The 12,488-nt window shown below is 40.3% G+C and carries 11 protein-coding genes; 3 read left to right on the top strand and 8 right to left on the bottom strand.

Annotated features, from left to right (window positions below; genetic code table 11):
• Positions 1-77 precede the first annotated feature (77 nt).
• The 3 genes from ychF to ACOQO5_RS19195 form a co-directional block, all read right to left on the bottom strand.
• Positions 78-1,175: a redox-regulated ATPase YchF gene (ychF, locus tag ACOQO5_RS19205; protein ID WP_420583308.1), complete on the bottom strand. Its 1,098-nt coding sequence runs from the start codon at positions 1,173-1,175 to the stop codon at positions 78-80.
• Positions 1,176-2,279 (bottom strand): AI-2E family transporter, encoded by a 1,104-nt coding sequence (locus ACOQO5_RS19200; protein WP_420583307.1) that lies wholly within the window; start codon positions 2,277-2,279, stop codon positions 1,176-1,178.
• A gap of 68 nt (positions 2,280-2,347) precedes the next feature.
• Positions 2,348-2,704 carry a DUF3276 family protein gene (locus ACOQO5_RS19195; protein WP_420583306.1) on the bottom strand — a complete coding sequence of 119 codons (357 nt, stop codon included), beginning with the start codon at positions 2,702-2,704 and terminating at the stop codon, positions 2,348-2,350.
• A 241-nt stretch (positions 2,705-2,945) separates the two neighbouring features.
• On the opposite strand from ACOQO5_RS19195, the gene ACOQO5_RS19190 reads away from it, so the two are divergent.
• Positions 2,946-3,857 (top strand): DUF58 domain-containing protein, encoded by a 912-nt coding sequence (locus tag ACOQO5_RS19190; protein WP_420583305.1) that lies wholly within the window; start codon positions 2,946-2,948, stop codon positions 3,855-3,857.
• A 31-nt stretch (positions 3,858-3,888) separates the two neighbouring features.
• The gene (locus ACOQO5_RS19185; protein ID WP_420583304.1) at positions 3,889-4,956 is read left to right on the top strand and encodes an AI-2E family transporter; all 1,068 of its coding nucleotides are present in this window, start codon (positions 3,889-3,891) and stop codon (positions 4,954-4,956) included.
• Here ACOQO5_RS19185 and ACOQO5_RS19180 read toward each other — a convergent pair.
• The 4 genes from ACOQO5_RS19180 to hutH form a co-directional block, all read right to left on the bottom strand.
• Positions 4,953-5,432 carry a nuclear transport factor 2 family protein gene (locus ACOQO5_RS19180; protein WP_420583303.1) on the bottom strand — a complete coding sequence of 160 codons (480 nt, stop codon included), beginning with the start codon at positions 5,430-5,432 and terminating at the stop codon, positions 4,953-4,955. The two genes, ACOQO5_RS19185 and ACOQO5_RS19180, sit on opposite strands and share 4 nt — an antisense overlap.
• 2 nt (positions 5,433-5,434) lie before the next feature.
• Positions 5,435-6,280 (bottom strand): SDR family NAD(P)-dependent oxidoreductase, encoded by an 846-nt coding sequence (locus tag ACOQO5_RS19175; protein ID WP_420583302.1) that lies wholly within the window; start codon positions 6,278-6,280, stop codon positions 5,435-5,437.
• Between the two features lie 65 nt (positions 6,281-6,345).
• The gene (gene hutU / locus ACOQO5_RS19170; RefSeq protein WP_420583301.1) at positions 6,346-8,022 is read right to left on the bottom strand and encodes a urocanate hydratase; all 1,677 of its coding nucleotides are present in this window, start codon (positions 8,020-8,022) and stop codon (positions 6,346-6,348) included.
• Complete coding sequence (gene hutH / locus ACOQO5_RS19165) at positions 8,000-9,562, bottom strand: histidine ammonia-lyase (RefSeq protein ID WP_420583300.1); 1,563 nt, start codon at positions 9,560-9,562, stop codon at positions 8,000-8,002. The genes hutU and hutH overlap by 23 nt, the downstream gene beginning before the upstream one ends.
• 186 nt (positions 9,563-9,748) lie before the next feature.
• Between hutH and ACOQO5_RS19160 the strand changes: the two genes are divergently transcribed.
• Positions 9,749-10,630 carry a LysR substrate-binding domain-containing protein gene (locus tag ACOQO5_RS19160; protein WP_420583299.1) on the top strand — a complete coding sequence of 294 codons (882 nt, stop codon included), beginning with the start codon at positions 9,749-9,751 and terminating at the stop codon, positions 10,628-10,630.
• 1,108 nt (positions 10,631-11,738) lie between these two features.
• Here the strand turns inward: ACOQO5_RS19160 and ACOQO5_RS19155 are convergent.
• On the bottom strand, positions 11,739-12,479 hold the full coding sequence (locus ACOQO5_RS19155) for a TrmH family RNA methyltransferase (protein ID WP_420583436.1): 741 nt from the start codon (positions 12,477-12,479) through the stop codon (positions 11,739-11,741).
• Positions 12,480-12,488: the final 9 nt, after the last annotated feature.

The following is a 12,488-nucleotide window of genomic DNA, read 5'->3' as shown; positions in this document are numbered from 1 at the left end:
TCAATACTACATTTCTATGGAAATAAAAAAGCACAACTTTCGTCGTGCTTTAAGTCTTTTGAATTTCTACTTAGTCATCAAACATTGAATCTGAAATGCATCACATCACCATCCTTAACAACATAATCCTTACCCTCTATGGCTAGTTTTCCGGCTTCTTTACAAGCTTGCTCTGAACCTAGCGCTTCGTAATCTGGAATCTTGATCACTTCTGCTTTAATAAATCCTTTTTCGAAATCAGTGTGAATTACACCTGCTGCTTGAGGAGCCTTCCATCCTTTTTTAATTGTCCAAGCTCTCACCTCAGTTTCACCAGCAGTGAAGTAGGTAATCAAGTCTAATAGCTCATAAGCAGCACGAATCAATTTGTCTAGTCCAGATTCTTTCAGACCATACTCTTCCAAAAACATTTCTTTTTCTTCTGGCTCTTCAAATTCCGCAATTTGAGATTCAATGGCAGCACTCACTAAAATCACTTGAGCGTCTTCATCTGCCACAGCTGCTTTCAACGCTTCTACATGTTCATTGCCAGTATGAATTGCTGACTCTTCTACATTGGCTACATAAATCACTGGCTTGATGGTTAGCAACTGCAAAGGTCCTACTACCTCTTTTCGTTCTTTAGTCAACTCTAGTGCTCTAGCGTTTTGACCGGATTCCAGCAACTCTTTGTATTCACGTAGCACTTCTACCATCGCTTTCAACTTGGCATCCCCTGACTTAGCTGCTTTTTCGTTTTTCTGGAGTTGTTTGTCAATTGACTCCAAATCCTTCAATTGTAGTTCGGTATCAATTACATCTTTATCCGCTACAGGGTTCACATGACCATCAACATGAACAATATTGTCATCATTAAAACAACGGGTTACGTGCACTATCGCATCTACCTCTCGAATATTGGCCAGAAATTTATTACCTAGTCCTTCTCCTTTGCTGGCTCCTTTTACCAATCCTGCGATATCTACAAACTCGATTACAGTAGGTAAAACTTTTTGTGGATTAACCAGCTTTTCTAATATACCAAGTCTATTATCAGGCACGGTAATTACACCTACATTAGGTTCAATCGTACAGAAAGGAAAATTGGCAGCCTCTGCCTTTGCATTAGATAATGCATTAAAAAGGGTTGATTTACCTACATTCGGCAAACCTACAATCCCACATTGCAATCCCATTTATATTATATTTTTTGATACTTGAAAAATCCTGTAGCTCTTAAATCCGTCTCTGATTTCCATGACAGACACACGAATGATCGTATAGACTGGAATGGCTGCAATCATGCCCGGAATACCGGCTAAACTTGCGGCCGCAAAGATAACAACAAAAATTTCTAATGGATGCGCCTTCACACTTTTAGAAAATATGAGTGGCTGGAGAAGCACGTTGTCTGTGATCTGTACGACACTAAATACAGAAACAATCTTCAACATAAAAATAACCGTAAACTGATCAAAGGCGAAATGTCCACTAGTGGAAAGGCCAACGATGATTCCGAAAATTGCTCCGAGTAATGGACCCATATACGGAATCAGATTGGCCACAGCAGCAAAAACAGCTATCGTAAGCGCATATTTTACACTAAATATAGAAAGGCCTAAACCAGCGATGGAAAAAATAGCCATCATTTGCAAAACCAATCCAATCAAATAATTGGACAACAAGTGCTCAATCTTATGTATAGCTGAAATAAATAATTCAAAATATTGATTGGGTACGATAGCAATCAATCGACGGCTCAATAGACCATTTTCCAAAAGAAGGAAAAAAGTAATGAAAGCTATGGCCAAAACACTTACAAAAAAGCCTCCTGTAAACGTCAAAAGATTGTTGATGATATTTCGAAAGTTGAGATTACTTACAAATCCGAATACATTAGATCTCATCGTTTCTGTGAGGCTATGCTCATCTTCACTCACGAGTTGGTATTCTATGAGAAAATTTTCTACCGCCACCACCGGTTGAGACAGGTTTGAATATACCTTATCAAAGCTCACATTGGAGAGTACATTCACTTGCTCAACAATCAGTGGGATAAATAGCAAGACAAACGAAAACACTACTCCTACCACCGCACAGTAAGAAACCAAAATGGCTATCACTCTAGGCATTCTTACCCTATATATATACGTTCTATGGATAAAATTAGTAAGTGGCCTGAGTATAGTAGCCAATACTATGGATATACAGATGTAAATGAAGATATCACTAAAGAGCCACGCACTAAATACAAATAATGCTACGACAATAATTAAAAACAATAGTGTTCTTCTGATCATGATTTAAAAATAGAAAAAGCTCTTGGAGTACCCAAGAGCTTTTAAGTTTCTTCTATCAAAGAATTATATTAATCCCATTTTAGTTCGCTGTCATCATTGGATGGAACAGTCGCAGGTTGACTCTCATATTCTTCTTTCTCTCTATCAAATTGCTCAAAATCAACTTCAGGCATCAATTCAGTTTTAACATGATTGACAGAATCATTGAGCGCTTGAATAAATTTATTGAAATCCTCTTTATATAAGAATATTTTATGCTTTTCGTAGAAATAACCATCATCCTTGTAACGTCGTTTACTCTCAGTAATGGTTAAATAATAATCATTTGAACGTGTGGCCTTTACATCAAAAAAATAGGTTCTTTTCCCCGCTCTGACTCTCTCAGAAAATATCTCTTCTCTTTCATTATCCTTATGATCTTCCACTTTTTTTCAGTTTGATTTAGTAGTTAGAATTTAGATTTTAACGATTAATTAAAGTCATTAAAAGCTTTAAATATAATGTTTTTTAATTCACAAAAGCAAATCACACCTGATAAACTCAATAAGATCAATCAAGCCCCTAAATCCTATTAAAAATTTCCCCTAAAAATTCACTTTTTATTATAATATTGACAACGACACAGATCATTTATATCTTGCGTCCGTTGACCTAATAAAAAAATCTGTGAAATTTGATATAGACATTAACAAACTCAAAGAGTACGCCAATGTAGAATTATTAGCTCGTCAACTCGTTGAAGGTTTTATTACCGGTTTGCACAAATCCCCTTACCATGGGTTTTCGGTAGAATTTGCCGAACATAGATTGTACAATTATGGAGAAAGTACGCGGCATATCGACTGGAAAGTATTTGCCAAAACTGACCGGCTTTATACCAAGCGCTACGAAGAAGAAACAAACCTAAGGTGCTACATTGTGCTAGACACCTCGTCTTCCATGTACTATCCAAAACCTTCGTATGGTAAAATCAAATTCTCCATTTTGGCCGGAGCAGCTATTTCATTTTTATTACAAAAACAGCGTGATGCTGTTGGCCTATTTACGTTTAGCGATCAAATTGATTTTCAATCGGACACTAGGTCTACCTCTTCCCATGTCCACCATCTTCTGAATAAGTATCAACAGCTTTTCGAAAAACCACCGATCAAACAGAAAACTAATGTGGCTCAGGTACTTCATGAAATAGCTGAGAAAATTCCTAAACGATCTCTAGTGGTAATATTTTCTGATATGCTACAGCAGGAAAACGATCAGGAAGAGCTATTCTCTGCACTCAATCATTTGAAACACAACAAACATGAAGTTTTGCTGTTTCATGTCCATGATAAGGAAACAGAACTTGACTTTCAGTTTGAAGATAGGCCCTATCGCTTCGAAGATTTAGAAACTGGTCAGGTTGTAAAACTGACACCGACAGAAATAAAACAAGTTTATAAAAAGTCGATGGATGAATCTTTCAGAGATTTATTCTTGAAATGCTCTCAGCTAAAAATTGATTTTGTGGATGCTGACATCAAAAGCGGTTTCGACAAAATTTTGAGCACCTACTTAACCAAAAGAGCAAAGATGGGTTAGTCAAACCCATCAATTTTCATATCTTTATTTCATGCAAAATTCCAACGAACTCAAACTAGCCAATGTCGCCTACTGGATGATCGTTATAGCTGGCACAATTGCAGTTTTGATGTACTTTCAGAATTTTTTAAAAGTATTCTGTATTTCATTTTTTATCTGGTACGTCGTAAAGAAAATTAGAGATCAGGTCAGCAAAATCAAAATAGGGAAGTTTAAGCTCCCAAAATGGTTGGTTACGGGAATCAGTACAACAGCAGTTTTTCTAGTCATCTACACGATTGCAAAAATTATAAGTACAAACTTTAAGAGCCTGGCACAGAACCTACCTCAGTACAGTGACAATATTTCCAAAGCGCTTATTTCTTTGAGTAACCTGACTGGTATCGAAAACTTAGATCATTCATTTGATTCTATGTTTTCAGAATACAATTCCAGTATCGTCACTTATGCTGGTTCTTTTGCAGGGGCGGTGGGTCAGTTTATCATCATTCTAATTTATGTCGTTTTCCTCCTTTTGGAAGAAACATTGTTTGAAGAGAAAATTCAAAAAGTATTAAAAACCACTGCGGCAGGTGGAAATATTTACAAGACTTTCAATGCGGTCACGAACCTTTTTGACGACTATCTATCTGTGAAAATATTTACCAGTTTTTTAACTGGCCTACTCAGCTATTTTGCCTTGTTGATCATTGATATAGAATTACCAGCACTTTGGGCATTCATTATCTTTCTATTCAATTTCATTCCTTCTATCGGGTCCATAGTGGCGACGCTCTTTCCCACTTTGTTCGGATTGATTCAATACGGCGAACCACATATAGCGCTTACTGTCCTCGTTGCCGTTGGTGCTATTCAGATTTTGGTTGGCAATGTGCTTGACCCAAGACTGATGGGAAGCAGGTTAAATATCAGTCCTCTAGTGGTTCTATTAAGTCTAACATTGTGGGGCTTTCTCTGGGGAGTGGTTGGGATGATTTTATCAGTTCCGATTACAGCCACTTTGATCATCATTTTTGGACAATTTGACAACACCAGGCCTTTGGCGATTCTACTTTCACAAAATGGTGAGATCCATTTTGGAGAAGAAAATGAAGACTAAACAGTCTGTTCCGCCATGTATTTTTTGAGCATAGTAGCACACTGAGCTTGTACTTTTTTGTGCAAATAGCTGGTCCAGCCTAATAAAATTCCTGGCATACCTAGTGCCATTCTGCTCCACTTGTAGAAATCAAAATAGTCTCGATGCCCTACAATCAGTCCATCTTTAAACTCAAATTTCGCATCAATTACGTTATGTACTTTTCGCCCAGTTTTTGAAAATGGGTATTTAGCTTCCCAGTCCACACCACCAAACTCGTTTTCAGACCAGGCGTTCTTAAAAGTAATTTCAATGTTGTTGTTACCACTCAACAGCATGTCCCACATGGCACAAGCCTGCTTGTAATCCAAAACACCGAATGCTGGGTCTTCAAATTCCAATTCTTTGTGATAGCATTCAGCCATAGTTTTGGCATCCTTTTCATTGAAGGCAATGTAAAATTTCTCAATAAGGGCAACGTGTTCTTTTACAAGCATAATTAGATTTTTAGAATTTTCTTGATAAATCGATCAACCCGTCTGGCAGGCACTAAACTTAGCAAGTGATACTTCACAAATTTATTTTTAATCACCACATCAGAGACTTTTGGTCTATTGCTTCTGAAGGTCTTAAAAACCCGATGAGCAAAATCATCCGCATCTATCGCATCCTTAGACTCTTTGTCTACAAGTTTTATAAAGCGCTTGAGTATGGGTTCATAGACCGTCCCTTCAACCTTGTCCATATTTACATCAATTTTATCCCATATAGGTGTTTGTATGGGGCCTGGATTGATAGTCACAGCATCAATACCATAGACCAACAATTCTCTTCTCAGTCCTTCTGTAAAACTATCGACAGCTGCTTTTGATCCAGCATAAGGGGTCATAAAAGGCATAGTTCGCTTGCTGGCAATCGAACTCATATTGATGATTTTTCCCGGCTTGAATGGACAGTTATCTTGCGCACCTAACAGAGGCAAAAAGGCCTTTGTTACTGCAATCAAGCCAAAGTAGTTGACCTCATACTGCTTTCGATAAGCATCCAGGTCAAGTAATTCAACAGCACCTGTCACTGCAATACCAGCATTGTTAATTAATAATTCTAATCCGGCTCCATTGAGCTCATTTGTCAAATCAGCTGCAGATTTTTGAATAGCCAGCTCATCAGTTACATCAAACAGTAAAGGATGAAAATTCTCTCCCAACTCTTTGCTCAACCGGCCGGCATCCCCTGGTTTTCTTACACTTCCATAAACAGCATAGCCCTCTTGAATGAATTTTTTAGCACAAGCTGCGCCAATCCCGGTCGAAGCTCCTGTGATTAGTATATTGGCTTTGGTCATCTTTCGAAGATAACAAAAAAAGGGGCTGTTGTACAGCCCCCTTTAATTAAGTATTATTCTATTCTCTATTTCCAGACGTTCAAATCAAAGTCGTCTGCAAATTTTGATGCTTTCTCATATCCAGCGTCATGATGTCGAAAGATACCCATTGCTGGGTCATTATGCAAAACTCTTTTAAGACATTTTTCTGCACGCTCCGTTCCATCAGCCAAAACAACCATGCCAGCGTGTTGTGAATAACCCATGCCTACACCTCCGCCGTGATGAAAAGAAATCCAGGTTGCACCGCCTGTAGCATTAGACATTAAGTTCAACAATGGCCAATCTGAAACAGCATCTGTTCCATCCTTCATACCTTCTGTTTCTCTGTTAGGAGAAGCTACCGATCCGCAATCCAAATGGTCTCTACCTATCACGATTGGGGCTTTCACCTTGCCTGATTTTACCAAGTCATTGAAAATCAGACCGGCCTTTTCTCTTTCGCCCATTCCTAACCAACAGATTCTACAAGGTATCCCCTGGAAAGCCACTTTCTTCTGAGCTTCTTGTAGCCAGTTGATCATGTGCTTATTTTCAGGAAATGCTTCTATCAGTGCTTGATCTGTCACATAGATATCTTCAGGATCTCCAGACAACGCCGCCCACCTGAATGGGCCTTTGCCTTCACAAAATAGTGGTCGCACATATTCCGGCACAAAACCATTAAAATCAAAAGCATTTGGCTCTCCACCCTGCTTGGCGAATTCACGTATGTTGTTTCCGTAGTCAAAGGTTTTACTTCCTTTCTTCTGTAAATCCAACATCAATCCTACGTGTCTGGCCATGCTTTTCAGTGAGAGTGTCTTGTATTTCTCTTGGTCGGTCTTTCTAAGTTCAGCTGCTTCTTTCAACGACAGTCCATTAGGCACATAGCCAAATACTGGATCGTGTGCAGAAGTCTGATCTGTCAATACCTCAGGAACAATTCCATCAGCAATCAGTCTTTCCAACATATCACCAGCGTCAGCCACTAAACCAACCGATAAATTTTCTCCCTTAGCTTTAGCCTCCATCACCCAATCACGTGCTTCTTCATAGGAATGTGTCATTCGGTCAATGTATTTGGTATCCAATCTCTTTTGGATTCTGGCTGGGTCAATGTCAGCACCAAGAAAAGTTGCTCCCGCCATAGTAGCGGCTAGTGGCTGAGCGCCACCCATACCCCCTAGTCCGGCTGTTACGACCAATTTCCCTTTCAGGCTTCCACCAAAATGCTTTTCTCCGCAAGCCACAAACGTCTCGTAGGTTCCTTGCAAAATACCTTGCGAACCAATGTAAATCCAGCTCCCAGCGGTCATCTGTCCATACATCATCAACCCTCTTTCTTTGAGCGACTGAAAATGCTCCCAATTGGACCAGGCAGGCACAAGATTGGAGTTAGCAATTAATACACGGGGGGCTTCCGCATGTGTACGTACAATACCCACAGGCTTTCCTGATTGCACTAAAAGACTCTCGTCCTCTTCTAGCTTCAGCAAAAGCTCAATGATTTTCTGAAGTGATTCTACATTTCTAGCCGCCTGTCCGGTTCCGCCATACACCACCAACTCGGATGGGTCTTCCGCCACTTCCTCATCCAAATTGTTGAGTAGCATACGAAGCGCCGCCTCAGTCTGCCAAGTCTTGGCGTGTAGCTGATTTCCTGTTGGTGCTTTGTAGTTAGGATGCGAAGCGTATTGATTAATAAATTCCGAATACTTCATTGTTATATAGTTTAATGTTGTTGTGATCTGCGGCAGCATGGGCTACAGATACAATTTCTTTATTTCTAATTAAGTCAGTAGCGATGATCATATCATCTCCAAAGATCCTATCCTCGGTAGCGAATGTGATTTGTTTGCGAACATGGGCATGCACCTCTTCTAGTATCGCGCTTGATTTTAAAGGTCTTCTAAAATCAAATCCTTGAGCCGCGCAAAAGAGTTCGATTCCTAAGATATTTTCTAAGTTGTCAAGGATGGTATTAAATTTTCGTCCTCCAATAGAACCCATACTCACATGATCTTCCTGCCCCATGGATGTAGGCACGCTGTCTGCACTCGATGGGAAGCACAAGCCTTTGTTTTCACTGACCAAAGCGGCAGAAGTATATTGCGGAATCATAAAGCCAGAATTGAGGCCGGTGTTTTTCATGAGCAGTGTTGGAAGCCCTTCGTCTTCACCCTCCAACATGAGATACACTCTTCGATCTGAAATATTGCCAATTTCGGCAGAAGCCAACGCAGCGTAATCGATAGGCATCGCCATCGGCTGACCATGGAAATTTCCTCCGCTAATAGTTTTATCTACACTGCAAATGATCGGATTGTCAGTTACCGAATTGATCTCTACGGTCAACATATCCTTCAAGTGCAACCAGGCATTTCGGGAAGCACCATGCACTTGTGGCATGCAACGTAACGAATATGGATCTTGTACCCTGCTGCAGTTTTGATGGGACTCAATAATTTCTGATCCAGCCACCAATTTTTCTAGGCGATCAGCTACATAGATCGAACCCTGATACGGTCTGATTTGATGCAATTCCTGATCAAAGGGTTTCATAGAGCCTTTCAATGCCTCTAAGCTCAAAGCCCCAATAATATCAGCTGAATCAAGACAGTTACTCATTCGTACAAAACCCTTCAAAGCGTAGGCTGCGATGAATTGTGTTCCATTGATTAGTGCCAAACCCTCTTTTGGCCCAAGGTTGAGCGACGTTTTATTTTCCTTTTGAAATAATTCTTTGGTCGTAACCCAGCGATCATCTTGCCAGATTTTCCCTTCACCAATCAACGGCAAAAACAAATGAGCCAAAGGTGCCAAATCTCCTGACGCTCCCACTGAACCTTGTTGCGGTACGTGAGGAATGAAATCATTCTCAATGTGCCAAATAATTCTTTCCAGTGTTTCCAGGGCCACACCCGAGTACCCTTTCGACAAAGCGTGTACTTTTAAGATCATCATCAACTTAGCCACATCGAGCGGAGTCTCTGCACCCACGCCGACACTATGACTTCGGAGGATATTCTCCTGCAGTTTGCCAGCATCAGCCTTATTGATGATCGTAGTGCATAGCGATCCAAATCCGGTATTTACGCCATAGACTATCTTTTCTTGTTCGGTGATATCCAGCACATTTTGGCGACTGGCCAAAATCTTTTGCGTGGCTTCTTCATTCAAAACACCCTGGGAGCGGCCTTCGGCTATGTCGATGGCTATACCCGGGGTGAGATGATCGATTCCATAATTGAAAATCGGCATAATATTGTTGTTTATCAATTGGGGTTGTTAGAACAATCACACATTGTTTGGGGCTTCGAGAGCCTCAGCCTGACAAACTCATGTGCCTTGTTGTTGAATGAAAAAGTCTATGCTTTTAATTCATGAACAATATTAATTGCTAATTTTGATTACTGAAAATACTTTGTAGATCAACAATTGATAACAATGAGTAATCAAATAGAATTCAGACACCTGAGATATTTTATGGTTGTAGCTCAGGAATTGCACTTTCGGAAGGCATCAGAGCGGCTTTTCATTACCCAACCGGGTTTGAGTCGTCAGATCAAACAACTGGAAGACGAATTGGGCGTGCAACTTTTTATCAGAAACAAACGCACCGTGGAACTGACCGATGCCGGCAAGTATCTGTATGACGAGAGTTCGAATCTGCTCAATCAATTGGAATCTATCAAACGCTCTATCCAACTGATCGACAAAGGAGAAGAAGGTGAATTAAACATCGGTTTTGTGGGATCGGCTATGCAAGCCGTCGTCCCTCACCTCCTACTCAAGCTCAATGAAAAATTCCCAAAGATTCATACGTCTCTAGAAGAAATGAGCAATGAAGATCAAATCTTTGCCATCCAGCACAACAAACTGGATATAGGTTTCATTCGTGCCAAACAAGCCCCTGAAGGAATTGCTTTTAAGCAGATATTCAAGGACAACTTCTCGATTGTGCTACCCAAAAACCACAAAATCAACGAGGGCAACTTCAAAGACCTGAGTCAATTCTCCCAAGACAACTTTATCCTATTCTCTAGTGACTACAGTCGCACCTACTACAACAAAGTGATGAGTATCTTCGATGATCACGGCTTCACACCAAAGATCTCTCACAAATCGGTACATGCCAATACGATCTTTCGCTTGGTAGAAAATGGACTTGGTGTGGCTATTGTCCCCACTTCCTTGAAGCATGGATTTGATCTAGACATCAAATTCATTGAATTGAAAAACGTGAAGCAGATCACCTACCTCTCTCTGATCTGGAAAGAAGGTACCACTAATGGGTTGATAAAAAAGTTTGTGAGTTTGGTGGGGTAGACCTTAAGGCACAAGTTGTGAGTCTGTGCCTACGGGGAATTGTTAATCTCTTTTATGTTCTGGTTCTTCGTTGTTCGTTCGCCTGTTTCGAAGAAAATATGCTTGGGCAAATCCAAGAAGGAAAAACGGGCTTGCCATTAATGCTGACCTTAGAGTTAGACTTTGGCTCATAAATAGTGTAAAGAGCAAGAAAATCACATACGTAACTACGCCAACTTTTATTCCTTGCTTTACCCAGTTTGAACGATTTATTTCTATTAGAGTCTTGCCATCATTCTTGTTCGTATACCGAACAGAATATCTTCTTACTAAATACAGAATTGTTGCTGTTATCACGCTGAAAAAAGTAAGCCAGAATCCTGCAAATAAGAAAGTTTGTTGAGTTATGGTTTCATCTAAAAATAGGTGAGCAAATCCGATAATCAAAAGACACAATGTTACAAGTAGCAACCATAAAAAGAGAAAAATGTAAAACCAATTCGAAAAAATTTTGTTAGGATTCATGAGTTCTATGTTCCGAAAATAATCGTTAACAATTTCAGAAAAGCCATGCACTTGATGCTCACTACATCAATACGGATTAATCTAACTTTTGATTTTTCTAAAAAAAAGATGCTACGCAAGGATATAAAATATTTAGTTCAGATCAAAAACAAGCAGCAGATCAGGCCAGATGGGATTGCCGCGTCGATTGTTTGCCTCGCGGCAAAACACTCTCCTCGCAAGGACGGGTTGAAATTAACTTCAGTAGAATTTAGTGTAAAACAATCTTTTGATCGTCATTGCCAATCGTTTTGTTCCATGCCAATCGAATGCCCAATAGCTATGGCGAGTAGCCATGACGTGCTTTTGATGAGTAAAATAGAATTGTCAGTCTGAGGTACTGGAAGACGACAGTGCCAGGTCTACCCTTCGAGGACCTCAGGGTGACAATTCGAGGGCCTCAGGGTGACACTTCGAGGGCCTCAGGGTCACACTTCGAGAGCTTCAGGATAGCACTCATGTGCGCATCACGTCAATCTCAATATTTATTGTAGAAACCTATAAAACCAGCAAATGAAGACCAAAGGATTACCCGGACCTAGGTCGGGTAATGACGAGGTAATCGTTATGGCTTCAACAACCGCCTAAAATTATCACAGAAAACCGCGGTAGACACTGCCACATTTAAAGACTCGGCACCTCCATAACCAGGGATAAAAACTTCTTGAGTCAGGTATTGTTTTAAGTCTTCTGCCAAGCCTTCAGATTCATTACCAAAAACAACTACTGCCGGTTCCTGGAATTTCAATTCATGGATATTGTCACCTTGTAAAGTGGTGCCATAGACATGTTCAGATTTATTTAGCAGTTCACCAAGAACTGCATAATGCACTTGTACCCGCGCAAACGAACCCATAGTGGCGGAGATCACTTTAGGGTTGTAGCAATCTACAGACTCAGGTGAACACACAATCTGTTTAAAGCCGTACCAGTCGGCGATCCTGATGACCGTTCCTAAGTTTCCTGGGTCTTTGATGCGGTCGAAGGCCAATATTGATTGTGTATCATCGATTCCGGTCTGTGGAGGTATTTTGACCAAGGCTAAAGCGGCATTGTTACTGGAGAAGCTCCCGACTTTCTTTAAGTCTACTTCCTTCGTTTCAGTCAGCAACGCCGAATACGCTGATAGCTTCTCTTGATACTTCTCCAAAAAGCTATTCGTTGCGAACACCTTTATCACTTCTAGGTCTGAGTGAAGCAATTCTAGCACATTTTTTGCCCCTTCCACGACAAATTGATTTTCCAGTTGCCTGAATTTTTTTAATTGTAGGGATTTAATGAATTTTGACTCTCGATTTGAAATCATCAATTGTTG

The organism is Reichenbachiella sp. (genome assembly GCF_965223055.1).
In the GTDB taxonomy this organism is placed as follows: Bacteria; Bacteroidota; Bacteroidia; order Cytophagales; family Cyclobacteriaceae; genus Reichenbachiella.
This window is presented reverse-complemented; position numbering and strand designations above follow the sequence as displayed.

What these genes read in the sequence shown, in the direction of transcription:
- ACOQO5_RS19175 (WP_420583302.1), bottom strand. Translation starts at nt 6,280, where the DNA reads ATGACCAAAGCCAATATACTAATCACAGGAGCTTCGACCGGGATTGGC.
- hutU (WP_420583301.1), bottom strand. Translation starts at nt 8,022, where the DNA reads ATGAAGTATTCGGAATTTATTAATCAATACGCTTCGCATCCTAACTAC.
- ACOQO5_RS19160 (WP_420583299.1), top strand. Translation starts at nt 9,749, where the DNA reads ATGAGTAATCAAATAGAATTCAGACACCTGAGATATTTTATGGTTGTA.
- ACOQO5_RS19185 (WP_420583304.1), top strand. Translation starts at nt 3,889, where the DNA reads ATGCAAAATTCCAACGAACTCAAACTAGCCAATGTCGCCTACTGGATG.
- ACOQO5_RS19200 (WP_420583307.1), bottom strand. Translation starts at nt 2,279, where the DNA reads ATGATCAGAAGAACACTATTGTTTTTAATTATTGTCGTAGCATTATTT.
- hutH (WP_420583300.1), bottom strand. Translation starts at nt 9,562, where the DNA reads ATGCCGATTTTCAATTATGGAATCGATCATCTCACCCCGGGTATAGCC.
- ACOQO5_RS19155 (WP_420583436.1), bottom strand. Translation starts at nt 12,479, where the DNA reads ATGATTTCAAATCGAGAGTCAAAATTCATTAAATCCCTACAATTAAAA.
- ychF (WP_420583308.1), bottom strand. Translation starts at nt 1,175, where the DNA reads ATGGGATTGCAATGTGGGATTGTAGGTTTGCCGAATGTAGGTAAATCA.
- ACOQO5_RS19180 (WP_420583303.1), bottom strand. Translation starts at nt 5,432, where the DNA reads ATGCTTGTAAAAGAACACGTTGCCCTTATTGAGAAATTTTACATTGCC.